Genomic DNA, 26,016 nt, shown 5'->3' with positions numbered 1-26,016 from the left:
CCGAAATCCTGCTTACATACTCAACTTATTGTATTTGTTCATCATTTGTACCCCATGAACAAGGGTGGCACCACTTTCTATAGCCGCACCTGCGTGAACGGCCTCCATCATCTCCTCCTTGGTAATACCTCGCTGAAGGCCGTCCTTTGTATAGGCATCGATACAATACGGGCATTTAACCACATGGGCCACGGCCAGGGCGATCAGGGATTTTTCCCTGGCGGAAAGCGCCCCTTCCTCAAATACCTTATTGTAGTAATCAAAGAACTTGGTCCCCAGTTCTTCGCTCCATTCCGTGATCTTTCCGAACTTTCTCAGGTCCGCCGGGTCGTAGTAAGAATTTGCCATTAGGTACACTTAAATTAAATCTCTTCTAAATAATGAATTCCATGATTCTCATTGTCATTCCGTCTTAAAGGATGAAAGATCCCCAAAGGAACTTCAATGACTTTTCAAAGGTATCTGTTTCGTCGACGAAATTTGCCAAACTTACAACGAAATGATCAGGTAGGCAGGTCAATTTATATTAAATCAGGAAGAGGATCTTATAAGATTTGCAGGTCTATGAATCAGTGGGGAGAACCAACCAGCCGGTCAGTTTTACATTTAATTTTGAAAAGGCTGGAAGTTTAATAGCTGACGAATGATCAGATAATCAGGTAAAGGGTAATTTTTGGGATGCATGTGTCTACTTCCGTTTCATTAAACAGACCAGACAGTCGGTTAAGGCGAAGTTCCTATGGGAGAAAATTGACTTTAATGTGTAGCTTTGAATAGCATATTTTGATGATTCTGTCCGATTTAAACAACAAGACCGTAGGCATGGTCCTCTCCGGGGGCGGGGTTAGGGGTATGGGTCATATTGGAATGCTCAAAGCCCTGGAAGAGCGCGGGATTGAGGCATCTGTGATTTCCGGCAGCAGTGTAGGGGCCCTTGTGGGAGCCCTTTATGCCGGTAAGAGCGACCTGAAGGACATGCTTGCCTTCTTTAAGGAGACTCCCCTTTTCAAATACAACTTCCTGACCATTAATAAACCGGGGTTGGTAGATACAGAGCGTTACTACCCCATTTTTAAGGAATACATCCCCTTTGCGGATTTTGAATCCCTCCACAAGGAATTATATGTAATTGCCACGAATTTGCAGAAAGGTGTCGAAGAAGTATTCTCGAAAGGGGAGCTGATCATGCCATTGCTCGCTTCGGCTGCCCTTCCTCCGGTATTCAGTCCGGTTGAGATGAACAAAATGCTTTACGCAGACGGGGGAATCATGAATAATTTTCCATCAGAACCGCTGAAAGGGAAAGCCGACTTCATCATTGGCAGCAATGTGTCCCTGGTAAGAGAAGTATCCAAAAAGGAAATAAGCTCTTCTTTGCAATTGGCTGCAAGAACCACTAGTTTGATGGTCTATGCCATCAACCGGCAGAAGATCAGAAGCTGTGACATCATTTTTGAGCCCGTAGAGTTGGAGCACATAGGGGTATTTGATAAGAAGGCCATTGAAAAGGCTTATACGATCGGGTATGACCACGCTTCCCGGGTGCTCGACAGCCATTTGGCGAACTAAAGGCAGGCCCTCTTCCCTTTAAACATCATCGTAATCGATCTTCAAAGTAGGGGTCAGGGGGTGCGACTGGCAGGTGAGGATAAATCCCTCTTCGATCTCGCTGTCTGTCAGGATCTGGTTCTTTACCATTTCAGCCTTGCCCTCGATAACCCTCGCAATGCAGGTACTACAGACCCCGCCCTGGCAGGAGTAGGGGGCATCGATATCTGCTTCCAGAACGGCGTCGAGGACCAGCTTCTTTTTGTCCATCACAAGAGAAAAAACCTCATCATCCAGGGTGACCTCCACCTGGGTTTGTCCTTCGAGATCGGAGATGTCCTCTTCCTGACTGGTGGTAAACAACTCGAAATGTATTTTTTCCTGCTCTACCCCATTCTCTTTGAGGGTTTCCTTCACAGTATTGATCATATCTTCGGGACCACAGAGGTAGAAATGGTCGAAGGAGCGATCCTTGAATTTATTTTTGGTGATCAGGTTTACAATAGACCCGTCGATCCTGCCGAACAGGGCATCGTCTTCCCGCGTTCTGCTATATAGAAATTGAGTAAAAAACCGATTAGTATATTTACTGATCAGGGCCTGTATATCCTCCAGATACATGGTTTCTTCAGGAGATTGGTTCCCATAGACCAGCACAAAGGTGTTACCAGGATCCGCATCCAGCACACTTACCGCAATACTCATAATGGGAGTGATTCCGCTTCCGGCCGCAAAAGCAGCTATATGTTTAGAATTCCCTTTTGGCGGATAGATAAAATGGCCGGTTGGAGGCATCACTTCGAGGGAGTTGCCGACCTTGATATGCTCGTTGGCCCAGGTCGAAAACACCCCATCCTCCACTTTTTTAATGCCGATGGTAAGCGCATCTTCTTTTGGATCGCTCGATATGGAATAGGACCGTCTAACCTCTTTTCCATCGATCTTCTGTTTGATGGTGAGATGCTGTCCGGCCTGAAACCTGAATTTTTCTTTTAGGTCTTGCGGGACCTGAAGCGAGATAGCAACCGAATTCGGCGTTAAAGGCTTCACTTCAGCTACCTTTAGGGAATAAAATGTGCTCATTCTGCAATTTTTTGCAAAATTAATGAATGGGATCCCGTTAAAAAACACAAATCAAGAATTTTATACCTAAAGACTATATGCATAAGAAAATTATGTATATATTGCGAAAGTATTTAAACTCCATGGGAAATTCTAAACTGTACAAGGGAAGTCTGAATACCATCATTTTAAAACTGCTGGAAGAGCAGGGGAAAATGTATGGGTATGAAATTACCCAAAAGGTAAAGGAACTGACCAAAGGGGAATTAAAAATAACTGAAGGAGCATTATACCCCGCTCTTCACAAATTGGAAGCAGAAGGGCTGCTCGATGTTGAAGTAGCCAAAGTCGACAATCGAATTCGAAAGTATTACAAGTTAACAAAGAAAGGTGTAAAAGAAACAGGTGATCGGCTTTCAGAATTGGAGGATTTTATCAGAAGCATGCAGCAATTGGTGAATCCCAAGTGGAATATTTCTTGATTTTTCGCCATGCATTTATCCAAAAGTGAAGAAAAATTTATCATTGAGTACTTGATTGGGAATAAGGTTAATTATTGGAACATGAGGATGGAATTACTCGGCCATATGGCAATGGCTGTTGAGAAGAAAATGTGCTAATCTCGCCCGAAAAGGCCATGAATATAGCCTTCCCTCTATCAAATTAAAAACACAGTAAATTGATCATTGAACCATTTCTCAATGTAAACATCATATAAAATTGGCCCTAGCTGCAGTAAACATAAGGTTTATAGATAACTATCTCAAAAACAGTGACATTCGGTACGCTGATGTACGCTCTGAAATGACAGATCATGTTGCCGAGGCTGTTCAACATCGTATGGCCATAGGAAATGAATCCTTCTACGATGCCTTTAAAGCCTATATGATCGAAAATAAAAAGGAACTGTTAGCCAATCACAAGATCTTTCAGAAAGACCTGGACAAGCAAAACATTCAACGAATGTCAACCTTACTAGTTAAACCCGTGATGTTGGGGCTGTTTCTACTTTGTTATTACTCGTATTATAGTTTTTCGGCATACGAGCAATCCTATAACCTGTGGTTATATTCCATTGCGATTCTTTTTGGTATCCTACTATTGATCTCGGGATTTTGCTATTGGAGAGTAGGTAAGGATAGGTATTCAAGTTTAGAACGAATGGCATTCTTTATGGTTTTCTTTCAGCAATTTGCCTTAATCCTAACGCATATGCTGAGGCCTACATTTTTTCTGAATAAATACCCATTGGTGGTTGGGTTTTTCTATGCCCTTTATGTTGGTTTGAGCCTGGCCTATTCCATTCGGTTTCTTGAGTTATATATTAATTATCGCAAACGAACACAATTCCTTGTCTATTGAAACTTACTCAAAGTCAAATACAAGATCTGTACGATTTCACGAGGCGTCATTTCGTGGAGCATTACGATGTGCAAACGGAACTGGTAGACCATCTGGCCAACGGGATTGAACAACAATGGGCTGTAGATCCAAATATTCCCTTTCAGGAAGCTTTACAGGCAGAATTCAGTAAATTTGGTGTTTTTGGCTTTCACGATGTGATCAGCGAAAAGACCAAAGCCATGGAGAAAAGATATTGGAAAATCCTCTGGTCCTTCTACAAGACTTATTTCAAACTTCCCAGGATATTGATGTTGATTATTATGACACTTGTGGTCTATACCTCGATGGGTGTCCTGACATATGAAAGCAAGGGGTACTTTATTTCTTTTCTGTTTTTAGGGGTAATGAGTGTGATCTTCGTCAAAGCTATTAAAAATCGCAAAAGGCTTAAGAACAATTCTAAAAAGTGGTTGATGGAGGATATGATCCTCAACCACGGTACTTCCCTTGCCTTCGTGAACTTAGGGTTACAGGTTTGTATTAATCCTATGATCCTCAAAGAAGTGGTGTTGCATCCAATAGGAGCATTTGTTATGGCCTTCCTTCTCACTGCCATGGTTCTTTTGTTCTATGTCATGGTCTACGTGATCCCACCCCGAACAGAAGAATTTTTAATCAAGACCTATCCGGAATACAAAATGGGATGATTTAGTGTAACAAAATCTATATTTGCCCTACAAACACAAAGGAATTCATGATCCAACCTCTATGCTAAAGCATTTTTTTACCCTTCAATGGAAATCCTTTTTCCGAGCAGCCTCCTTTAAAACGAATCTTGCCTTTAAGATCCTGATGATCTTTATGGCGCTTTATTTTATCCTGGTCTTCCTCTCTCTGGGAGTAGGTTCTTATTTCATCATAAAAAAGCAAGGACTGGGTGATCCCCTAAGGGTAGTAAACCGTTTTATGATCTATTATCTGGTAATCGACCTCTACGTTCGTTATATGTTCCAGAAAATGCCCATCCTGAACATCAAGCCGCTCTTGTATATGCCCTTTAAAAAGAGTGAGGTGGTGAAATATTCTCTGGGGAAAACGGTATTCTCCTTTTTCAACTGGATGCACGCCTTTTTCTTCGTGCCTTTTTCCATCGTCCTGCTCACCCAGGACTACGACCCCCTTGCCGTAATCAGCTGGCACATTGCCGTGATGGCGCTTTTTTATTGCAACAACTTCCTGAACATCATGATGAACAACCTGGATAAAGTATTTTATCCTGTGGTGGCCCTTTTGGCGGTATTTGGGATCTTGCAATACAAAGGGTGGTTCGATATTACGACCTACACGGCCCCTGTATTTGATGCCTTCTTCGACCTCCCGTACGGACCTGTGTACGCCGTCATTCCCTGTTTGTTGTTGATTGTACTGATCATCGCCTCCTTCAGGTATTTCCGGAAGCATATGTATCTGGACGGTGGTCTGGCCACCAAACACGAGGAAGCGAAGACAGAGGATTTTACCTGGCTAAACCGGTTCGGGAACCTCGGCACCTTCCTCAAGAACGATATCAAGCTCATCAAGAGGAACAAACGGTCCAGGACCTCTGTCATTATGGGCTTTCTTTTTATCCTCTACGGGCTGCTCTTTTTTACAGGGAGTATGGAAGTCTATGAGGGTCCCACTTGGGGGATCTTTGCGGGGATCTTCGTTTCCGGGGGATTTCTCTTCAGTTTCGGTCAATTTGTTCCCAGTTGGGACAGTTCCTACTACCCCCTGATGATGAGCCAGAATATTCAATACAGGGATTACCTTTCCTCTAAATGGTACCTGATCGTCTTTGCAACGGTCATTACCACCCTCCTCTCCTCTTTTTACCTGTACTTCGGATGGCAGGCATATTTGGCCATAGTCGTTGGCGCCATTTACAATATTGGAGTGAATTCCTATCTGGTGCTTTGGGGAGGTGCCTATATCAAGACCCCCATTGATCTGACCTCCAACAAAAAAGCTTTCGGGGACAAGCAGGCCTTTAACGTTAAGACCATGTTGCTCACCATTCCCAAACTGGCCCTTCCCTTGCTTGTGTTCGCCGCCGGGTATTATCTCATAAGTCCGGTTGCCGGCTACCTGGCTGTTGCACTGTCCGGGATCCTGGGCTATGTGTTCAAAGAACAAGTGTTCAAATTGATCGAGAAGATCTATAAAAAAGAAAAATACAAGACCTTGCTGGCTTATAAAGAAACCTCATAAAATCTGCTTATTCATATGATTTCAGTTCACGACATCACTAAGACATACGGATCCCAAACCGTCCTCAATATCCCTCATCTGGAAATCCCGAAAGGGCAGAGTTTTGGGTTGGTAGGCAACAACGGGGCAGGAAAGACCACATTTTTTAGCCTGCTCCTCGACCTGATCCAGCCCTCCTCCGGCAAGATCCTCAACAATGAGGTACAGGTGGATGTAAGCGAGGCATGGAAGCCCTTTACTTCTGCCTTTATCGATGAGACCTTCCTTATCGGATATCTCACGCCTGAGGAATATTTCTATTTTATAGGGGAATTAAGAGGGCAGAATAAGGCCGACGTGGATGCCCTGATAGGAGGTTTCGAGAACTTCTTTCACGGGGAGATCCTGGGACAGAAGAAGTATCTCAGGGATCTCTCCAAAGGGAATCAGAAAAAGGTGGGCATCGTCGCTTCCTTTATAGGCAGCCCTGAGGTGGTCATACTCGATGAACCCTTTGCGAACCTGGATCCCACGACCCAGATCCGTTTAAAACAGATCATCAAGGACCTGGCCTCCAACAAGGATGTAACCGTGCTCGTTTCGAGTCACGATCTCATTCACGTGACGGAAGTTTGTGAGAGGATCGTAGTATTGAACAAAGGGGAGATCGTCCGTGACATTCAGACCTCCCCCCAAACACTCAAAGAGCTGGAATCCTTTTTCGCAGGCTGATAACACCTATTTGAACTGGGGAGAATGCGCTTCACATATCCGTTCTACCTTGAGGTGCATTTAATCGAGAAGGGACATACTAAACGGGTGCTTTTGGAGTTTACAATAGGGACGAACATCGCGAAATTTGAAGCTTCGAAATACTTTTCACGCCCTTTGCCTCGCAGGGATCGTTTTGGTGAGTTCCTGCTCCACCAAAAAGGACGCCTTTGTGAACAGGAACTGGCATGCCCTGAATACCAAATACAATGTGCTCTACAATGGCAACCTGGCTTTTGAGGAAGGAAGGGAGCAACTCAACGAATCTTATCGGGACAACTACTGGGAGGTACTTCCAGTAGAGCGTTTGGAGGTTACCGATGATATCAAACTCGATTCTGAGGATAACAACCCGAATTTTGAAAGGGCAGAAGATAAAGCCACAAAAGCCATACAAAAACACAGTATGGAAATCGGGGGGGAGGAGCGCAATCCTCAGACAGACGAAGCCTTTCTATTGCTTGGAAAAGCCCGCTATTTTGACCAGCGATATGTGCCTGCCCTGGAAGCCTTTAACTATGTATTACAGAAATACTCGGACAGCGACAAACTGAATGAAGCAACCATCTGGCGCGAAAAGACCAATATCCGGCTTTCCAATGAAGAACTCGCCATAAAGAATTTGAAGCGATTGATGAGGCTCGAACGCCTGAAGGACCAGGAATACGCTGATGCCAGGGCGATGATGGCACAGGCCTATATCAACCTCAAGGCACCTGACACTGCCGTCCAACAGCTGAAGATTGCCACGGCATATACCGGAAAAAACTCGGAAAAGGGAAGATATTTCTTTATCATAGGCCAGCTTTACAATCAGCTGGGGTATAAAGACAGCGCTAATCTGGCCTTTGACCAGATCATCAGACTGAAGCGAAGCACCCCCAGGGTTTATTGGGTAAACGCTCATCTTCAGAAACTGATGAATACGGAGATCACGGATCACAACAGGGAGGAATTGCTGGAATACCTCACCTGGTTGGAAGAAGATCGTGAGAATCGCCCTTTCCTCGACAAGATCTACAGGCAGATCGCCGTCTATCACAATACGCTAAACCAGGACAGCCTCTCCCTGGCGTACTATAACAAATCCCTGAGGATCGCCAGGAATTCTCTGCAACTGCTCGCTTTGAATTACGAAGATATGGCAGAGTACCACTTTGATAGAAGCGAATACAATACAGCCGGGGCTTATTATGACAGCGTGCTGCCCAATCTGCCGGAAAACACCAAGAAATACCGGGCAATTCTCAAGAAGCGGAACAATCTGGAGGATGTAATCACCTATGAAGGCACGGTTCAGTATGCAGACAGTGTGATCGCCCTTTATAAGATGTCACCCTCCCAAAGGGAAACCTTCTTTCAGGAGTATATAGACCAATTAAAAGCACAGGCTGAGGAGAAAATTGCGAAGGAGGAAGCCACACTGGAGGCCGGGTTTGCGGCTTTTGGCGCTTCCAAAGGGGGCAAGGAGAATAAAGGCAAATTCTATTTTTACAATATTTCCAGCCTTGGGTATGGGAAGACCGAATTCAAGCGACGATGGGGCAACAGGACCCTGGAGGACAACTGGAGATGGAGCAACAGGGCTTCCGGTCAAGCTTCGGAGATCGTTTCTACAGAGGCTATTGGAGGCAATGAATCCATAAGTTCATTGACGGAGGACCAGAAATATTCTCTGGAATATTACCTGAGCAAAGTACCTACGGATGTTGAAATTATCGATAGCCTCCAGAGGGAAAGGAATTTCGCCAATTATCAGCTGGGGCTTATTTACAAGGAGAAATTCAAGGAGAATCTGCTGGCAGCCGTTAAACTTGAAAGAGTGCTGAGCTCTGATCCAGAAGAGCGATTGATCCTCCCATCCAAATATAATTTATACAAGATCTACGAGGAAGTTGAAAGTCCGCTTGCGGCGGGGATGAAAGACAACATCATTACCAACCATCCCAGTTCGCGATACGCGGAGATCCTTCTGAACCCCAGGGCGGTCCTGGAAGCGTCCGAGGACAGTCCGGAAGCCCAATACGCGAGGTTGTTCGAACTTTTCGAACAACAGGAATTCCTCAGGGTGATCACTGGAGCAGAAGAATCCATCAACCGGTTTACTGGAGACCCGATCGTACCTAAACTCGAGATGCTCAAGGCAACGGCCATTGGAAGGCTGCAGGGATTCAAGGAATTTAGGGAAGCCCTCAATTACGTGGCCCTTAACTATCCCAACCAGGCTGAAGGTAAAAAGGCCCAGGAGATGGTTGCCGAACAATTGCCCAAACTGGAACCCAACGGGTTTGTTTCGGGTATCGATGATACCGGTGGTAATTGGAAAGTGGTCTTTCCGTTCAAAAGAAGTAATGACGAAGCCGCTGTAAAACTCATGAACCGGCTAAAGGAATCCATGAAAGACCTAAGATATTCTAACAAGGTTTCCAAGGACATCTATAACCTTGAAGATGAATTCGTTGTGGTACACGGATTCAGATCAAAGGACTATGCTTTGGGATATGTGGAACTGCTAAAAAACAACAAAGATTACCGGATCCGTCATGAGAATTTCGTAATTTTAGCTGCGAACTATAAAACCGTACAAATACACAAGAATCTTGAAGATTACAGAAGACTCAATTTAACCCCAAAACCCTAGAATCCATGTTTTCAGATAACAAAAAACCTAAAGCTATGACAGAAACAGGAGGACAACCCAACAGAATAGAAAAACATACCAAGATCAAAGGAGACATCGTCTCTGAGGCTGATTTCAGGATCGATGGCAAACTCAACGGAAACCTGAAGACCTCCGGAAAAGTAGTCATCGGAAAGGACGGCTACATCAACGGAAAGGTAGAATGTCTCAATGCTGACATCGAAGGCAATTTCAATGGGGAATTGCTCGTCTCTGAACTCCTTACCCTCAAATCCTCTGCCCTGATCGAAGGGACAGTTACGGTGGCCAAACTGGCTGTTGAGCCGGGGGCTACATTCAATGCTTCCTGTTCCATGAAGGGGAAAGGTGGCGTGAATACCACGGCGGGAACAGAGTCAGGGGGTACTTCCACTTCCGCTTTTAAAGCGACGGCAGTCCAAAGTAAGAATGAACCAGCAAAAGCCTCCTAAGGGGAATAATCCGCTCAAGAATATAGCTGTTTTATCCGGTATCGGGATCGAAATGGGCCTGATCATATACCTGGCGGCACAGGGGGGTATATGGCTGGACGAGCATTACCAGACGGAAAAAAGGATTTTTACTGCCATAGCGACCATCCTCGGGGTGGCCATCGCTATTTATGTGGTCCTACTTCAGCTTAAACGAATAAAATATTGATGAGGCTTCCCGGATTGGTCATCGCGTTTTTGACCCTTTTAATTTCTGTCCTTCTCCTTTCCTTCTGGCTGCATCTACTTTGGCAGGACTACGCAAACATCGAGAGGGGTTCAGACATGCTATTCACCTCCTATTACGTGAATTTCCTCCTCGCAGCCGGGATTTTTTTGCTCCTTTACGGGTTGCGAGAAAAGTACAAGAACCAGATCGGATTTCTCTATATGGGGGGAAGCCTTATAAAATTTCTCGTCTTCTTCATCGTCTTCTATCCTGAATATCGAACAGACGGAATCGTTACGCGATCGGAGTTCGGAGCCTTCTTTATCCCCTACCTTATCTGCTTGATTTTTGAAACCGCCTATGCCTCTAAAATACTTCTCAGTTCGCCAAAGGAATAACGGGCTTCAGGCCCCTGTTGGCGGGGTCTAAAATAAACGGACAAATGCTTTTTTCTTTTTGGGAGAATAGCTTACATTTGCACCGATTTTTAGAGACCCGCATTTTACGGCCCTATGAGAACCATTTTTACTCTTAAAATTTTACTGCTCTGCACCTTTTTGTCCGTTTCAGGATTTGAAGTGTCTGCCAAGGAGGAATCCCCTGAGGGTTCAAAGAAGGACATCAAGACAGAGATCAAGGAATACATCGATCACCACCTCAAGGACTCCCATGACTTCTCCATCTTTTCTTATACTGAGGATAACGGGGAACACGTGTATGTGGGCATTCCACTTCCTGTCATCCTTTGGGACGAAGGTTTGAAAGTCTTTTCCTCTTCCAAATTCCACCATGGAGAAACTATAGCAGAGGCAGGCGGAAACTACTACGCGCTCGAACACGGTAAGATTTACAAGACAGATGCTGAAGGGAATCTTAACCACGATGAGGAAGGGCATGTCACCAACGCCAAACCTATTGACTTTTCGATTACCAAGAATGTGGTAATGATGATCATCACCGGGGCGTTGATGCTCTGGCTGTTTTCCAGCCTGGCCAGGTCCTACGCTAAGAACAACGGAGTGCCAACAGGGGCCGGCAGGTTTTTTGAACCCATTGTGATCTATATCCGGGACGATATTGCCAGGCCTACCATAGGGGAAAAAAGGTACAGGAAGTATATGCCTTTTTTGCTGACCATTTTCTTTTTTATCTGGTTCCTCAATATGTTCGGGCTTACACCGCTCGGGATCAACGTTACCGGAAATATCGCCATAACCTTTGGCCTGGCCCTGCTGACCTTCCTGATCACCAATTTCACCGGCACCAAGGATTACTGGAAGCACCTGGTGGATCCCCTGGGAGACGCCATGCCCTGGTATGGGAAAATCCCCATCTATATCATATTGGTCCCCATAGAATTACTTGGACTTATCATCAAGCCCTTCGCCCTCCTGATCCGTTTGTATGCCAATATGCAGGCAGGACACATCGTTTTGATGAGCCTGATCGGGTTGATGTTCATTTTTAAGAGTTGGATAGGCAGTCCACTGTCATTTTTCCTGGCATTTGCGATTACCCTTATAGAAGTTCTGGTCGCTTTGCTACAGGCATATATCTTCACCATGTTGTCCTCACTCTACTTTGGCTTTGCCTCTGAGGAGCACGATCATGAAGAAGAACCCGAGTTGGCCCATCTGTAAGGGACGATCGGCAAAAGAATTTATTAAGTGAATTGAATTTTAATTTTAAACTAGATAGAGTATGGAAATTCCAGTAATGGTAGGTGCAGGTTTGGTAGTAATCGGCGTTGGTATCGGCATCGGTAGGATCGGTGGTTCTGCCATGGAGGCGATCGCGCGTCAGCCTGAGGCTTACGGTAAGATTCAAACAGCGATGCTTATTGTAGCGGCGCTTATTGAAGGTATTGGTTTCGCGGCCCTTTTTGCCGTGTAACACACCAGCTTAAGGAGGCGGCCATAACGGTTGGTTATGGCCCTCCTTAGTTTAAAATTGAATGTAAAAAACAACATTTCATGGAAAAACTGATCAATGATTTTTCGTTTGGCCTGTTTGTATGGCAAACGCTCCTCTTTTTGATACTGCTTTACCTGTTGTACAGATTTGCCTGGAAGCCCATCCTGAATGCGATCAATGACAGGGAAGAAGGGATCAAAAATGCCCTTGCAGCCGCTGAGGATGCCAAAAAGGAGATGCAGAACGTTACAGCAGACAGTGAAAAACTGTTGCAGGAAGCCAGGGGCGAGCGCGAGGCCATGTTGAAGGAAGCCCGAGAGATCAGAGAAAAGATGGTAGCAGACGCCAGGGATCAGGCCAAGCAGGAAGGAGATAAACTCATCGCTCAGGCCAAGGCCACCATCGAAAGTGAGAAAAAGGCAGCCGTAGCCGAGATCAAGAGCCAGGTCGCCGACCTGTCAGTTCAGATTGCGGAGAAAATCCTGAAGGACCAATTGGCCAACAAGGACAAGCAACTGAAGCTGGTCGATGATATGCTGGGGGATATAAAACTGAATTAATCACATGAACGAAGCAAGAGCAGCAGCGCGCTACGCCAAGGCGGTCCTTGACTTTGCCGTGGAGAAAAAGAAGACGGACGTCCTCGAAGGGGATATGAGGTCTATTGTCGAAACCATTGGCGGGAGCAAGGAACTGAGGGAGATGCTGAGCAGCCCGGTATTGAAAGCCGAGGTTAAGAAAAATGCATTGCTGGCTATTTTTAAAGGGTGCGACACGATCACAGCAGGCCTTTTTGATCTCTTGTTCCAGAACAGGAGGATCAACCTCCTCAATGAAGTAGCCCTGAAATATATCATTCTAAATGAAGACCTGAAGGGTGAAGGGGTGGCATTTGTGACAACGGCTGTTCCCTTATCCGGTGACCTTGAAAAAAGGGTTTTGAAAGAGGTTACTAAACTTACAGGGAACAAGGTCATACTAAAGAATAAAATTGATGAGACGATCGTGGGGGGATTCATCCTTCGGATCGGCGACCTGCAATACGATGCGAGTATTGCCAACAAGTTGAATACCATTAAAAGAGAGTTTACAAAAAGCGTATAAATTTTAATTTCGGACCCGGGAAAATAATTTCCAAAGGCTCCGACAGATATTTAGAAACATATGGCAGGAGTTAAAGCCGCTGAGGTATCAGCAATCTTGAAGAAGCAATTATCTGGCTTTCAGGCCGAGGCAACTTTGGATGAAATAGGAACCGTCCTTCAGGTCGGTGACGGTATTGCACGCGTATACGGCCTTTCCAATGCTCAATACGGCGAATTGGTCGAATTCGAAGGCGGCCTTGAAGGGATCGTTCTGAACCTGGAAGAGGATAACGTTGGGGTGGTCTTACTGGGACCTTCCAGAGAGATCAAGGAAGGTACTACCGTAAAAAGGACTCAGCGTATCGCTTCCATCAACGTAGGTGAAGGCATCGTAGGCCGGGTAGTGGATACCCTCGGAAATCCTATTGACGGAAAAGGTCCTGTATCAGGGAAGACCTATGAGATGCCTCTGGAGCGAAAAGCACCCGGTGTTATCTTCCGCCAGCCTGTAAACGAACCCCTTCAGACCGGTATAAAAGCTATAGACGCCATGATCCCGATCGGACGCGGTCAGAGGGAGCTTGTGATCGGTGACCGTCAGACCGGAAAGACAACCGTCTGTATCGATACCATCATCAACCAGAAGGAATTCTACGACGCTGGTAATCCTGTATATTGTATCTATGTGGCCATCGGGCAAAAAGCTTCCACGGTTGCGAACATCGCAAAAACCCTGGAGGACAAAGGAGCACTTGCCTATACGACCATTGTGGCAGCAAATGCATCTGACCCTGCACCTATGCAGGTATACGCACCTTTTGCCGGAGCTGCGATCGGTGAGTATTTCCGTGACACAGGCCGACCTGCTCTGATCATTTACGACGACTTGTCGAAACAAGCGGTGGCTTACCGCGAGGTTTCCCTTTTGCTCAGGCGTCCACCGGGGCGAGAAGCATATCCGGGAGACGTTTTCTACCTCCACTCGAGGTTGCTGGAGCGAGCTGCCAAGGTTATCAATGACGACTCTATCGCCAAGAATATGAATGACCTTCCGGACGTCCTGAAGCCTATGGTAAAAGGAGGAGGGTCTTTGACCGCACTTCCCGTTATTGAGACACAGGCTGGTGACGTTTCTGCCTATATCCCCACAAACGTGATCTCCATTACGGATGGCCAGATATTCCTGGAGCAAGACCTTTTCAACCAGGGAGTAAGACCAGCGATCAACGTGGGTATCTCGGTTTCGAGGGTTGGAGGATCTGCCCAGATCAAGTCCATGAAAAAAGTGGCAGGAACACTGAAACTTGACCAGGCCCAGTTCCGCGAACTGGAGGCATTTGCCAAGTTCGGTTCAGACCTGGATGCAGCAACCCTGAACGTGATCGAAAAAGGAAGAAGGAACGTGGAGATCCTGAAGCAGGCCCAGAACGATCCTTTTACTGTAGAAGATCAGGTGGCGATCATCTTCGCAGGTTCCAAAAACCTGCTCAGGGACGTGCCGGTTGAAAAAGTAAAGCAATTTGAACAGGACTACCTGGAAATACTGAACGCCAAGCACAGGGATGTACTGGACACCCTGAAGGCAGGCAAACTTACCGATGAGGTGACCGAGACGTTGACCGCTGTCTGCAAGGATCTGGTAAAGAAGTACAAAGGATAAGAAAGCAGTAGTCTGAATTATGGCAAACCTAAAGGAAATACGGAACAGAATAGCCTCGGTATCCTCTACCATGCAGATCACCAGCGCCATGAAAATGGTGTCGGCTGCAAAGTTGAAAAAGGCTCAGGATGCCATTACGGCCATGCGCCCGTATGCCGATAAACTCACAGAACTCCTTCAGAATCTCAGCGGAAGCCTGGATGCAGATACAGGGAGTTCCTTTGCCGAGGAACGGCCGGTCAGGAAGGTATTGATCGTAACCATTACCTCAAACAGGGGATTGTGCGGCGCTTTCAATTCGAATGTTATCAAGGAGAGCATTTCATTGAAATCCAATACATTCGTAGATCAGGAAGTTCATTTTTTGACGGTTGGGAAGAAAGGTTTTGACCAGTTGAAAAAGAAAAATACGGTAGTTGCGGATCACAGTAAGGTATATGATGATCTTACGTTCGACCATATTGCGCAGATCGCCGAAGAACTGATGGAGCATTTTATCAGCGGATCTTATGATAAGATCGTGCTGGTCTACAATAAATTCAAGAATGCGGCCACTCAGATCCTGATGACGGAGCAATTTCTCCCTATCGTTCCTGTGACTTCAGAAAACAGGAGTTCTACGGATTATATCTTTGAACCGGAAAAGGAGAAGATCGTCATGGAACTCATCCCTAAGTCGCTTAAAACCCAGTTGTACAAGGCGGTAAGGGATTCATTTGCCAGTGAGCACGGTGCCCGTATGACCGCCATGCACAAGGCCACTGACAATGCATCAGAGCTCAGGGACCAGTTAAAACTGACTTACAACAAAGCACGTCAGGCAGCCATTACCAACGAGATCCTGGAGATCGTAGGGGGTGCAGAGGCCTTGAACGCGTAAGGATTGCTGCTCAATATAAAACATTACCCCGGACCTTTCCGGGGTTTCTTTTTTTCCAATCCCGGGAATACCTACTTTTGGCATTACTATTGAATACTGTTTTAAAAAAGGACTGTCTTATGAAGAAATTGCCTTTGTACACTATCGTTCTCATTTTAGGTTTATTTGGTTGTTCTTCCCAGAAAAAATTGGTGGAACAAGCTCCATTTACCATAAAGAATCCAACCTGCCAGGAATTCGCTGCCGGCAGACCGGAAGGAGGTTCCGGGTTTACCCTTGAGATCCCAGTAGACGGGCTGCCTTCTGACATCCATTTTGAAAAAGTCTATTTCAGGGGGCATCAAATGATCCCTCATAACAAAGTAGAAAATGGAAGTACAGTATTGATCTGTGAATACCAAAGAAACATCCCTCCGGCATCTAAGGATATTATTATGCATGCAGATCCAATGGAAGAAGTGGGTAATCAACCTCCTGCTTTACTGAAGGAGAAAGGAGAAGAATTCCCATTCGAATTAAAAGGAGACGAGGCTGTACTCGAATACAGGCTGGAAGGGAAAAGGAAGTCACGTTACTATAAAATCAGCGGGATCAAAGAAAAAACGCCCAGGCAATATCCATCGAGACCGCAAAACTAACTTTGCAGGCAGACTCGAATTACCTAAATTTAAACCTTACCTAACATCCCAGCGGTTGAGTCTGTTTCAAAAGTTATTCAAGCAAACCTTTATCTACGGATTGGCTACGGTCTTACCCAGGATGTTGTCTTTCATACTGGTTCCGCTTTACACCGAGGTAATGCCTACGGGGTCATACGGTGAGGTTACCCTGATATTTGCCTGGTTCGCTATTTTCAATGTGGTACTGGCCTATGGGATGGAAACGGCCTTCTTCAGATTTTATAACAGTGATGAGAAACCCGCACGTGTCACCTCTACCGCCCTGATCTCCCTAGGGGGAACCACGGCCACCTTTACCATTTTAGCGCTTCTCATCAGGGAACAAATGGCCATTTGGCTGAACATCGAGCCACAGTATATTACTTATGTGATCCTGATCCTCGCCCTGGATGCCCTCGCCATTATCCCTTTTGCTATGTTGCGCGCCATGCAAAAACCGCAGCGTTATGCGGTGATCAAGATCCTGAACGTGGCCGTCAATCTCGGACTCAATGTGTTCTTTTTACTCATCCTGCCAGGTTTATCCAAGGACCGTCCTGATGGATTTTTCGGAAGTATATACGTAGAGGATTTTCAGATCTCCTACATATTCATATCCAACCTGATCGCCAGCGCCCTTACCCTGGCACTGATGTTCCCCAGCTACCGATTGCGAGCCTATACTTTTGACAAAGCCCTTTGGTCCCGGATGATAAGGTATGGCCTGCCTGTGATGATCGCCGGAATTGCTTTTACGATCAATGAGGTCTTTGACCGTATCATGCTCTCTGAATTGCTTCCTGCAGGTATTGCCAAAAGTGAGATTGGCAAGTATTCGGCCTGTTACAAGATCGCTTTGTTCATGACCTTGTTCGCCACAGCATTCAGGCTGGGGATAGAGCCTTTTTTCTTCAGCCATTCCAAATCCGAAAACCCCCAGAGGGCATACGCACAGATAACGAATTACTTCGTGGTCCTGGGCAGTGTGATCCTGCTTGCGGTGGTCGTTTTTGCCGATCCCCTCAAAGTTCTAATCGTCAGGAATTCGGATTATTGGGAAGCGATGCCCGTGGTTCCCGTTATCATTCTGGCGAGTTTTTGCCTGGGGATCTATCACAATTTGTCCGTCTGGTATAAAGTTACGGACCGGACGCGTTTTGGAGCCTATATTTCAATAGCAGGTGCCATCATTACCATCGCCATCAATTACCTCTTTATTCCCACAATTGGGTATTACGCTTCTGCTTATGCCACCCTGGCGGCTTATGCGAGTATGATGCTCCTTTCCTATTACCTGGGGAAAAAGTATTATCCCATACCTTACAATTTCAGGAAGATCTGTTTCTATTTGGGGATTTCAATACTCTTTTCAGGCCTCTCATTCTATGTTTTTAATCGGAATATCCTGATCGGATCCATTTTCCTTTTAGTATTTTTACTCTTGGTTTACAGGATGGAGTACGCTTTCCTAAGAAGAATATTTATCGGAAATGAAGATTAAGATCATTAATACATCCCGCCATCCCTTACCCGGATATGAGACCGATTCCTCTGCAGGGATGGATATCAGGGCGAATATCGATCAGCCTGTTCGGCTGGAGCCACTGGAAAGGAAGGTGATCAAAACGGGATTATTCCTGGAATTGCCTTTAGGATACGAAGCTCAGATAAGGCCCAGAAGTGGATTGGCTGCCAAACACGGGATATCCGTGCTCAATACTCCGGGGACCATTGATGCCGATTATCGGGGGGAAATTGGCGTGATTCTTGTAAACCTATCCCAGGAGGCGTTCGTCGTTGAAGATGGGGAACGTATCGCACAGATGGTCATCGCCAGGCACGAACGCGCCAGTTGGGTCGAGGTTGAGGAATTGTCCCAGACAAGCAGGGGTTCGGGAGGCTTCGGAAGTACCGGGACTCGCTGATCATCTGGAAAGGACAGAATCGCTACTGCTATGAAATGGGTTAGACTCATCAAATATTTCGTGTTCTTATGCCTATGGCTACCCCTACCGGGTATTGCTCAGGAGGAAGAAAGTGCCGAAATATTCCTGGAGGACTACACGGACGAATTTCAGGAATACTTTTTCGAGGCCCTTAAACAGAAAGGGATCGAGAATTATGACAAAGCGATCAACGCCCTGTTGAAATGCAAGGAAATGGACCCTGAGAGCCCTGTGGTGGACCATGAATTGGCTAAAATGTACCAGCTCAACAACCAGATGGGGATCGCACAGGAGTTTGCCCTGGAGGCCTTGAGAAAACAACCGGCAAATCTCTGGTATCTCAATACGTACGTTAGCATGATATATTACCGTTCCCTGGACCTGGATGCTATGAAAAGACAATTGCCCTATGAACATACTGAACTGAGAGAGAACCTGGCCCGTATCCTGGTCGATAAAGGGGAATACGATCTGGCTAACAGCCTCCTCAAGGATCTTCAAAAGAACGAGCTGACCAGAGGTCTTCAAGCTCGAATCGCAGATTCTCTCGCCATGAAGGACAACAATTTAGATACAGAGTCCGTTGATGGGGAAAAGGCAAAGGATAATCCCTACCTCGAATTGGTAGGAGAATTACAGGGTCTTCTCGACAAAGGACAGTACAGCCAATTGGAGATAAGATCGACTGAGGTTCTTGAGGCTTATCCGCTTCAACCCTTTTTCTATTTTACAAAGGGCGTTGCCCTGAACGGGCTCGGGCAATTTCGATCTGCAGAAGAATATCTTCTAATGGGGTTGGATTTTTTGACGAATGATGAGGATCTGAAAAATAAGTTCTACAAAGAACTCGTCCTTGCCTACCAGGGGCTGGGGGATACCGATAAAGCAAATATGTATCTTAGCAAGTTAAAGAATGGATCTTAAGATGATGAAGAAGGCGTACAGATTTGCTGCCATGGCCGGATACGGGCTGCTGCTAATAGCGGCCATGTCTTCATGTAAGTCGACTAAACTGCTTACTGATAAGACATTCGATGAAAACCTCACGGCCAGGACGATCATCCGGAATCACTACAAGAACCAGGTTGATTTCCGTACGCTGACCGGGAAATTGAGGATATCGTATTCAGATGGTGAATCCAGCCAGACTCTGGGCGTGAGCCTGAGAATGGAGAAAGACAAGGCCATTTGGTTGAGCGCTCCCCTGGGGGTTGTCAAGGCGATCATCACTCCGGGACGTGTGTCTTTCTACAACAAGTTGGAAAACAACTATTTCGATGGCAGTTTTGAATACCTGAGCAAGTTGCTAGGGACCGAACTGGATTTTAAAAAAGTTCAAAACCTCCTGCTGGGGGAAGCCTTATATGACCTTCGGGATGAGAAGTACGAAGTTTCTACTAATACATCGACATACGAACTGAAGCCGGTCAGGAGTCTCGACCTTTTCAAAATCCTCTTTACCGTGAATCCGAACAACTTCAAGTTGGCCTCCCAGCAGATCTCCCAGCCCCTGCAAAAAAGGCTCCTCGAGATCAGATACAAGGATTACCAGGAAAAGAACAAGAAGATAGTACCCAATACTGTCGGCATAGTGGCGATAGACAACGATCAGCGGAATGTGATCGATATAGAATATCGCAATATCGAATTCAATACCAAAGTCAGTTTTCCGTACAAGATCCCAAGTGGATATGAAAAGATCGTGTTGAATTGATATGAGGACGTTTACAGCACACCGGCTTTTTATCCTCTTCGCCTTTCTCGCCTTCTCGATCTCCTCGGCTTGGTCTCAGACCAATGAGCAAAAGGCCCTGGAGGCCAAGAGAGAACAACTGCAGCGAGAGATCAGCGAGATGAACCGCCTGCTCTTCGCTGAGCGAAAACAGAGGGGCACGGTACTGGATCAGCTGGAATTGTTAGACCAGAAGATCAACGTAAGGCAACAACTGATCAGGGTCACCAATCAGCAATCCAACCTGCTGAGCAGACAGATCAATGCCAATATCAGGAATATTGCCAAGCTGCGTGAGGACCTGGAGATCCTCAAGGATGAATATGCACAAATGATCCGAAAGTCCTATCGAAATAGATCTCAGCAAAGCAGATTGATGTTCCTCCTTTCCTCCCAGAGCTTTTACCAGGTCTTTAAACGGCTTCAATACCTGAAACAATACACACAGTACAGGAAAGAGCAGGGATTGCAGATAGCTAAAAAAACGGATGACCTCATCGCCTTGAATAATGAACTCACTGAGCAACGCAAAGAAAAGGAGGTCCTGATCGCGGAGAACAAAGCGGCCAGGAAGGAACTCTTTGAAGAGATGGACGAGCAAAAAGGATTGCTTAAAACCATCCGGCAAAATGAGAGTAACTACGCTGCGGCCATCAACAAGAAAAAAGCGGAGGCTAAAAAGATAGATGAGCAGATCGAAAGGTTGATCCGAAGCGCGATCGCTGCCTCAAATAAGGAAGCGGGCAATACGTCTAACACCAGCAAGTTTGTACTTACCCCTGAAGCTGCAATTATCGCCAATAATTTCTCGGCGAACAAAGGCCGACTGATATGGCCGGTGGAAAAAGGGATCAAGAGACAAGGCTTCGGTATCTACAGTGATGCGGTCTATCCGGGGATAAAGCACCAGAACAACGGAGTCATCATCGCAACGGAGGAAGGAGCTAAGGCCAGGGCTGTATTTGAAGGGGAAGTGATCGCTATCATGGCTGTCCCCGGCGGGGGCAAAGGGGTTCAGGTAAAACACGGAAACTATATAAGTGTTTATTACAACCTGGGCAATCTCTATGTCAAAAAAGGGGATAAGGTAACTGCAAAGGAAGAACTGGGGGAGATCTTTACCAACAAGCTGAACGGACTAACACAATTGAAGTTCTATTTGTACAGGGATGCTGCCAGACTTAACCCTGAGGAATGGATCTATCAGCTTTAAAATAGAAGGCATGAAGAATATCACGGACATCAAAGGAGGGTTCACGCTCCACAATGGAGTAAAGATGCCTTACCTCGGCCTGGGAGTATGGCAAACCCGGGATGGGGATGAGGTGATCAACGCTGTTAAATGGGCCCTGGAGGCCGGATACAGACACATAGACACGGCGTCGATCTATCAGAACGAAGATGGCGTGGGCACCGGAATAAAGGCTAGTGGTGTTCCCAGGGAAGAGGTCTTTCTCGTAAGTAAGGTTTGGAACGCCGACCAGGGACATGATGCGACCATGCGGGCGTTCGAAAGCAGTTTAAAAAAGCTGGATACCAACTATCTGGATCTTTACCTCATCCACTGGCCCGTCCGGGGCAAGTACAAAGATACCTGGAAGGCTTTAGAGACACTTTATCGCGAAAAGAAGGTCAGGGCTATAGGAGTGAGTAATTTTCTGAAACATCACCTCGAAAACCTCCTGGATAGCTCCTCCATCACGCCCATGGTTAATCAAATGGAGTTTCATCCCTATCTGGTTCAACAGGATTTGGTCGATTTTTGCCGGGATAACCAAATACAATACGAAGCCTGGTCTCCTCTGATGCAGGGACGCATTTTTCAGATCCCTGAACTTCAGGAAATGGCAAAAAAGTACGGCAAGACCGTTTCGCAGATCGTTTTGCGATGGGATATTCAGAAAGGGGTGGTGACCATACCTAAATCCAGGAATAAGGAAAGGATCATTGCCAATGCTCAGGTATTCGATTTTGAACTAACTACGGATGACCTCAATTATCTGGATGGTCTGGACAGGAAAAAACGATTTGGCCCCCATCCGAGGGCCATGGATTTTCCCTCCATAATAAGAAAAGGCTGGAATTTTTGTATCAGGCAATTAAACAAATAAGGCTTTGAGTTCCGTTGCATCGTGGGGTTTCATTTTCCCGGCGAGGACCAGGCTGAGTTGCTTTCTCCTCAAAGCCCCGTCGAATCGGGCCTTTTCTATTTCCGTCTCCGGAACGATCGGCGGTACCAGGGTCGGTTTTCCCGTTTCATCTACGGCCACGAAAGTATAAATGGCCTCGTTGGCCTTGGTCCTTTCGCCACTGACCCGATCTTCCATCCACACGTCTATATACACCTCCATGGAGGTCCTGAAAGTTCGGGAAATGGCCGCTTCAAGTGTGACGACACTCCCGAGGGGCACGGACCTGTTAAAGGCCACGTGATTTACGGAAGCCGTTACAGCCACTCTCCGGCTGTGCCTCCTTGCAGTGATACTGGCTGCCCTGTCCATCCTGGCCAGCAATTCGCCTCCGAAGAGGTTATTTAGAGGGTTGGTTTCACTGGGAAGGACCAGGTCAGTCATAACGGTCCTGGAATCACTGGGCGTCTTAGGATTCATGAAATTAGCTTTTGGCAAAGATACGAGCTAAAGATAGGCAGGAAAAGGACAGAAATTTATTTTACCGAAAGGAGCCAGGCATCCCTGGATTCGGCCGCCCGTATCCTCTTCAGGGCTTCAAGGGCTTCCCTGGGGTCGTCATGGCTTTCAAAGGCCACCTGGTAAAGACCGAATTTATTCTGCCCAACATAGAAAGCGTCGTAACCCTTATCCCTGAGCTGGCGAATTTTTCTGTCTGCATTGTCTTTCTCCCTGAAGGCCCCGGCGATGATATGGTGATGTTTTCTTACATTCTTTTCAACCTCAATACGGAATACGGGTAATTCCAGGGGTTTAGTGTCGAAAAAGGTAGCTTCCTGAATGCTGTTGGAAATGATTTCCTGAGCCTTTTGCTGGGAAAGAGCTGAATTGAACCGGGCCTGATCGTAGGTAAGGTATCCGCTAAATCCCGCAGACAAAGCAATGAAAATGATGGCTGCATATTTGAGCAGTGGTCTGAATTGGCTCTTTTGTCTTTCTTCCCGGGTAATTATAAAGGGCACTTTCTCTTCGAGTTCCTCGACCTCCTGTTTGAGAACTTCCCTTAATACGGGTTTGCTGATTATCGAACTCAGACCAAAGGAGGAAGTGAGATAATTGGTATTTCTGGCAGGCTGAAATATCAGTTTTGCTTCCTTCGTAGGCTTAAAGGATCCGATATTTTCGAGAACCAATGGTTGTCCCTGCTTTAATTGTGCTTTCCAGCCTTCTACCTTTACGGCTAATTTTTTCTGAACCTCCTCATAGGACGTTTTCTCCGCTTCAGCCATATAGGAGATGAGCAATCCGTCATTGGTCTTTAACTGACTATTGAAGGACAATACTTTAGAAGGGGGATAGATGGTATTAGTTGAGCTATCGATGAAGGCTGGTTTTACATGCGTTAGCAGGGCTCCGAATTCCGGAATAACAACGCAATTATACCTGTAAAGAAGTTCCTGTATGTATTCAGCAGCACTCATCAGGACAAAGATGGAAAAAAATAGACCTGCTTCAAAATGGGGCATCACTTTTTATCAACATTACTTTTAGACTATTTTTTAAATGAGAAATTGAAGATGCGAGATGAGGAATGAGGAGGTAATTTCTTTGCTCAGGCTGCAGGCCATACCCAATATAGGTGAGATCTCAGCGAGGAAACTCATCCTTCGATGCGGTAGTGCAGAAGAAGTTTTTGGGGAGAAAAGGAGCACATTGCTGAAGCTCAAGGGAATTGGGAAGACCATCACCCATCACCTGTATGACTCGCGATACCAAAGAATGGCAGAAAAAGAGTTGCGTTTTGCGTCCGAGCAGGGGATTGAGGTGATCCCTTTTTCGGATGACCGGTACCCCCCATATCTCAATCACTGTCCCGATGCACCTTTGATACTTTTTACCAGGGGCCATATCGACCTTAAGGGGAAAAAGGTCATCAGTATTGTGGGCACCAGGAATATGACCAGACAAGGGGGCGACTTCTGCAGGAGGATCGTCCAAGAGTTAAAGTCCCTTGATCCAGTGATCGTAAGCGGTTTTGCGTATGGAGTGGACATCAGCGTGCACAGGGCAGCTGTTGAATCCGGGCTGCAGACCATAGCCTGCCTGGCACATGGTCTCAATCAGATATACCCGAGGGCACATGAGAGATATTGCAGGTCTATGGAAAAGAACGGGGGTTTCCTCACAGAGTTCTGGAGTGACAGCAAACCGGAGAAGAACAATTTTTTGAAGAGGAACCGCATCATTGCGGGGATGAGTGCTGCCACCGTGGTCATTGAGTCGGCGGAAAAAGGGGGAAGTCTGGTCACGGCAGAAATGGCAAACGGATATAACAGGGATGTCTTCGCCGTTCCCGGCAGGCCGGAAGATCAATTCAGTACGGGGACCAACCATTTAATCAGGACGCAAAAAGCCCATCTGCTGACCTCTGCCGCTGACCTGATCTACCACCTCAACTGGGATCTTGAGGAATCTCCTCCTTCCGGAATACAGAAAAAGCTATTTGTACAATTAGATAGTACCGAACAGAAGGTATTAGCCGAATTGGAAAGAGCCGGAAAGTCAAAACTGGATGACATCGCTATGAAAAGTGGCCTGGCCGTAGGCCGGACGGCTTCGGTCCTGCTCTCCCTTGAAATGAAAGGGGTGGTTCGTCCTTTGCCTGGAAAATATTTTGAACCTATATGAGCTGTGAGGAACCGACTGTTAGGATCAGTACCCCAGTTTCTCTCTAACCCTGAGCAGGACGCCATTTGCTACTCCCTGTGCCTTTTGTGAACCGAGATGAAGTAATTCGTCTATCTCAGAGAGGTGCTCCATGTAGTAAGTGAATTTTTTTCGCGGAGCCTCAAATTTGGTAAGAATACATTCGAAAAGCGCCTTTTTAGCGTGGCCGTACCCATAATTCCCACGAAGGTAGTTTTCCCGCATCTCCTTTACTTCAGAAGGGGACGCCAGGAGGGAATACAGGGTGTAAACGGTGTCCTTGTCCGGATCCTTGGGATCTTCCAGTGGGGTACTGTCTGTCTGTATCCCCATGATCTGTTTCTTCAGCTGTTTTTCAGGGAGGAAGATATCGATGAGATTTCCCTTGCTTTTGCTCATTTTTTCCCCGTCCGTACCCGGGATATACATGGTCTCTTCCTTTACTCTGGCCTCAGGCATCACAAAGGTTTCCCCCAGCTGTGTGTGAAAGCGAGCTGCAACGTCCCTGGTCATTTCCAGATGCTGCAGCTGATCCTTGCCCACAGGTACAATATCTGCGTCGTAAAGCAGAATGTCTGCCGCCATCAGCATGGGATAGGTAAATAAACCTGCATTGACATCTCCCAGTCGGTCTGCCTTATCCTTGAAGGAATGAGCCAGAGTCAGGCGCTGGTAGGGAAAGAAACAACTCAGGTACCAGGCCAATTCCGTGACCTGAGGGACATCGCTCTGCCGATAAAAAACGGTTTTATTCACGTCAAGGCCAAAAGCCAACCAGGCCGCTGCGGTGGCATATGTATTCATCCTCAATTCCTCCCCGTTCTTGATCTGGGTGAGCGAATGCATATCTGCGATAAAGAGGAAGGATTCATTCTCGGCATCCCCTGCCATTTCAATAGCGGGGATGATAGCTCCCAGGAGGTTTCCCAGGTGCGGTGTGCCTGTGCTCTGAATGCCTGTTAATATTCTTGCCATACGCCTTCCGGTAAGGAATGACAAAAGTAAAAGAAATCCTAGAACCCTGCTAAAATT

General features: G+C 46.3%; 28 protein-coding genes. 23 read left to right on the top strand and 5 right to left on the bottom strand.

Features of this window, described 5'->3' with window-relative positions:
- Positions 1-12: 12 nt before the first annotated feature.
- Entirely contained in the window at positions 13-348 is a 336-nt protein-coding gene (locus tag GWK09_RS05155) for an arsenosugar biosynthesis-associated peroxidase-like protein (RefSeq protein ID WP_163691922.1), read from the bottom strand.
- 438 nt (positions 349-786) lie between these two features.
- Between GWK09_RS05155 and GWK09_RS05150 the strand changes: the two genes are divergently transcribed.
- Positions 787-1,569, top strand: coding sequence for a patatin-like phospholipase family protein (locus GWK09_RS05150; protein ID WP_163691921.1), 783 nt, complete (start codon positions 787-789; stop codon positions 1,567-1,569).
- Positions 1,570-1,587: 18 nt separating this feature from the next.
- On the opposite strand, the gene GWK09_RS05145 is transcribed toward GWK09_RS05150, so the two are convergent.
- Positions 1,588-2,631 carry a ferredoxin--NADP reductase gene (locus tag GWK09_RS05145; RefSeq protein ID WP_163691920.1) on the bottom strand — a complete coding sequence of 348 codons (1,044 nt, stop codon included), beginning with the start codon at positions 2,629-2,631 and terminating at the stop codon, positions 1,588-1,590.
- 122 nt (positions 2,632-2,753) lie between these two features.
- Here GWK09_RS05145 and GWK09_RS05140 point away from each other — a divergent pair, with 122 nt between their 5' ends.
- The 21 genes from GWK09_RS05140 to GWK09_RS05040 all read left to right on the top strand — a co-directional run bounded on the left by GWK09_RS05140 (position 2,754) and on the right by GWK09_RS05040 (position 22,260).
- Positions 2,754-3,092 (top strand): PadR family transcriptional regulator, encoded by a 339-nt coding sequence (locus GWK09_RS05140; RefSeq protein ID WP_163691919.1) that lies wholly within the window; start codon positions 2,754-2,756, stop codon positions 3,090-3,092.
- Positions 3,093-3,968: 876 nt separating this feature from the next.
- Positions 3,969-4,661, top strand: coding sequence for a hypothetical protein (locus GWK09_RS05135; RefSeq protein ID WP_163691918.1), 693 nt, complete (start codon positions 3,969-3,971; stop codon positions 4,659-4,661).
- Between the two features lie 61 nt (positions 4,662-4,722).
- Positions 4,723-6,204 carry a DUF5687 family protein gene (locus GWK09_RS05130; protein ID WP_163691917.1) on the top strand — a complete coding sequence of 494 codons (1,482 nt, stop codon included), beginning with the start codon at positions 4,723-4,725 and terminating at the stop codon, positions 6,202-6,204.
- Positions 6,205-6,219: 15 nt separating this feature from the next.
- Positions 6,220-6,915 carry an ABC transporter ATP-binding protein gene (locus tag GWK09_RS05125; protein WP_163691916.1) on the top strand — a complete coding sequence of 232 codons (696 nt, stop codon included), beginning with the start codon at positions 6,220-6,222 and terminating at the stop codon, positions 6,913-6,915.
- Between the two features lie 127 nt (positions 6,916-7,042).
- Positions 7,043-9,595 carry a type IX secretion system periplasmic lipoprotein PorW/SprE gene (gene porW / locus GWK09_RS05120; RefSeq protein WP_163691915.1) on the top strand — a complete coding sequence of 851 codons (2,553 nt, stop codon included), beginning with the start codon at positions 7,043-7,045 and terminating at the stop codon, positions 9,593-9,595.
- A gap of 5 nt (positions 9,596-9,600) precedes the next feature.
- The gene (locus GWK09_RS05115; protein WP_163691914.1) at positions 9,601-10,065 is read left to right on the top strand and encodes a bactofilin family protein; all 465 of its coding nucleotides are present in this window, start codon (positions 9,601-9,603) and stop codon (positions 10,063-10,065) included.
- A complete protein-coding gene (locus GWK09_RS05110) occupies positions 10,043-10,273 on the top strand; it encodes an AtpZ/AtpI family protein (RefSeq protein WP_163691913.1) in 231 nt (76 codons plus the stop codon). Before GWK09_RS05115 ends, GWK09_RS05110 begins: the two co-directional genes overlap by 23 nt.
- On the top strand, positions 10,273-10,671 hold the full coding sequence (locus GWK09_RS05105) for a DUF6168 family protein (protein ID WP_163691912.1): 399 nt from the start codon (positions 10,273-10,275) through the stop codon (positions 10,669-10,671). The genes GWK09_RS05110 and GWK09_RS05105 overlap by 1 nt, the downstream gene beginning before the upstream one ends.
- A gap of 114 nt (positions 10,672-10,785) precedes the next feature.
- Positions 10,786-11,913 (top strand): F0F1 ATP synthase subunit A, encoded by a 1,128-nt coding sequence (gene atpB / locus GWK09_RS05100; RefSeq protein WP_163691911.1) that lies wholly within the window; start codon positions 10,786-10,788, stop codon positions 11,911-11,913.
- Between the two features lie 61 nt (positions 11,914-11,974).
- On the top strand, positions 11,975-12,166 hold the full coding sequence (atpE, locus tag GWK09_RS05095) for an ATP synthase F0 subunit C (RefSeq protein WP_129606654.1): 192 nt from the start codon (positions 11,975-11,977) through the stop codon (positions 12,164-12,166).
- A gap of 80 nt (positions 12,167-12,246) precedes the next feature.
- On the top strand, positions 12,247-12,747 hold the full coding sequence (locus tag GWK09_RS05090) for a F0F1 ATP synthase subunit B (RefSeq protein WP_163691910.1): 501 nt from the start codon (positions 12,247-12,249) through the stop codon (positions 12,745-12,747).
- A 4-nt stretch (positions 12,748-12,751) separates the two neighbouring features.
- Positions 12,752-13,291, top strand: a complete 540-nt coding sequence (gene atpH / locus GWK09_RS05085) for an ATP synthase F1 subunit delta (RefSeq protein WP_163691909.1) — start codon at positions 12,752-12,754, stop codon at positions 13,289-13,291.
- Positions 13,292-13,351: 60 nt separating this feature from the next.
- Positions 13,352-14,932: a F0F1 ATP synthase subunit alpha gene (gene atpA / locus GWK09_RS05080; RefSeq protein WP_163691908.1), complete on the top strand. Its 1,581-nt coding sequence runs from the start codon at positions 13,352-13,354 to the stop codon at positions 14,930-14,932.
- 19 nt (positions 14,933-14,951) lie between these two features.
- Positions 14,952-15,812 (top strand): ATP synthase F1 subunit gamma, encoded by an 861-nt coding sequence (atpG, locus tag GWK09_RS05075; RefSeq protein ID WP_163691907.1) that lies wholly within the window; start codon positions 14,952-14,954, stop codon positions 15,810-15,812.
- A gap of 119 nt (positions 15,813-15,931) precedes the next feature.
- On the top strand, positions 15,932-16,450 hold the full coding sequence (locus tag GWK09_RS05070) for a hypothetical protein (protein ID WP_163691906.1): 519 nt from the start codon (positions 15,932-15,934) through the stop codon (positions 16,448-16,450).
- A gap of 55 nt (positions 16,451-16,505) precedes the next feature.
- Complete coding sequence (locus GWK09_RS05065) at positions 16,506-17,972, top strand: lipopolysaccharide biosynthesis protein (protein ID WP_163691905.1); 1,467 nt, start codon at positions 16,506-16,508, stop codon at positions 17,970-17,972.
- Positions 17,962-18,396 (top strand): dUTP diphosphatase, encoded by a 435-nt coding sequence (gene dut / locus GWK09_RS05060; RefSeq protein WP_163691904.1) that lies wholly within the window; start codon positions 17,962-17,964, stop codon positions 18,394-18,396. Before GWK09_RS05065 ends, dut begins: the two co-directional genes overlap by 11 nt.
- A gap of 30 nt (positions 18,397-18,426) precedes the next feature.
- Positions 18,427-19,341, top strand: coding sequence for a tetratricopeptide repeat protein (locus GWK09_RS05055; RefSeq protein WP_163691903.1), 915 nt, complete (start codon positions 18,427-18,429; stop codon positions 19,339-19,341).
- Positions 19,331-20,131 carry a DUF4292 domain-containing protein gene (locus GWK09_RS05050; protein WP_239530677.1) on the top strand — a complete coding sequence of 267 codons (801 nt, stop codon included), beginning with the start codon at positions 19,331-19,333 and terminating at the stop codon, positions 20,129-20,131. The genes GWK09_RS05055 and GWK09_RS05050 overlap by 11 nt, the downstream gene beginning before the upstream one ends.
- 1 nt (position 20,132) lies before the next feature.
- Positions 20,133-21,362, top strand: coding sequence for a murein hydrolase activator EnvC family protein (locus tag GWK09_RS05045; RefSeq protein ID WP_163691902.1), 1,230 nt, complete (start codon positions 20,133-20,135; stop codon positions 21,360-21,362).
- Between the two features lie 10 nt (positions 21,363-21,372).
- The gene (locus GWK09_RS05040; RefSeq protein WP_163691901.1) at positions 21,373-22,260 is read left to right on the top strand and encodes an aldo/keto reductase; all 888 of its coding nucleotides are present in this window, start codon (positions 21,373-21,375) and stop codon (positions 22,258-22,260) included.
- Here GWK09_RS05040 and GWK09_RS05035 read toward each other — a convergent pair.
- Together GWK09_RS05035 and GWK09_RS05030 are read right to left on the bottom strand one after the other, a co-directional pair.
- Positions 22,249-22,758, bottom strand: coding sequence for an acyl-CoA thioesterase (locus GWK09_RS05035; RefSeq protein WP_163691900.1), 510 nt, complete (start codon positions 22,756-22,758; stop codon positions 22,249-22,251). The genes GWK09_RS05040 and GWK09_RS05035 overlap by 12 nt on opposite strands.
- 56 nt (positions 22,759-22,814) lie before the next feature.
- Positions 22,815-23,804, bottom strand: a complete 990-nt coding sequence (locus tag GWK09_RS05030; RefSeq protein ID WP_239530674.1) for an HU domain-containing protein — start codon at positions 23,802-23,804, stop codon at positions 22,815-22,817.
- A gap of 58 nt (positions 23,805-23,862) precedes the next feature.
- On the opposite strand from GWK09_RS05030, the gene dprA reads away from it, so the two are divergent.
- Entirely contained in the window at positions 23,863-24,966 is a 1,104-nt protein-coding gene (gene dprA / locus GWK09_RS05025; RefSeq protein WP_163691899.1) for a DNA-processing protein DprA, read from the top strand.
- Positions 24,967-24,990: 24 nt separating this feature from the next.
- Here the strand turns inward: dprA and trpS are convergent, their stop codons facing one another.
- Positions 24,991-25,959 (bottom strand): tryptophan--tRNA ligase, encoded by a 969-nt coding sequence (gene trpS, locus GWK09_RS05020; protein ID WP_163691898.1) that lies wholly within the window; start codon positions 25,957-25,959, stop codon positions 24,991-24,993.
- Positions 25,960-26,016: the final 57 nt, after the last annotated feature.

The organism is Muriicola jejuensis, assembly GCF_010671595.1.
GTDB lineage: Bacteria > Bacteroidota > Bacteroidia > Flavobacteriales > Flavobacteriaceae > Muriicola > Muriicola jejuensis.
This window is presented reverse-complemented; position numbering and strand designations above follow the sequence as displayed.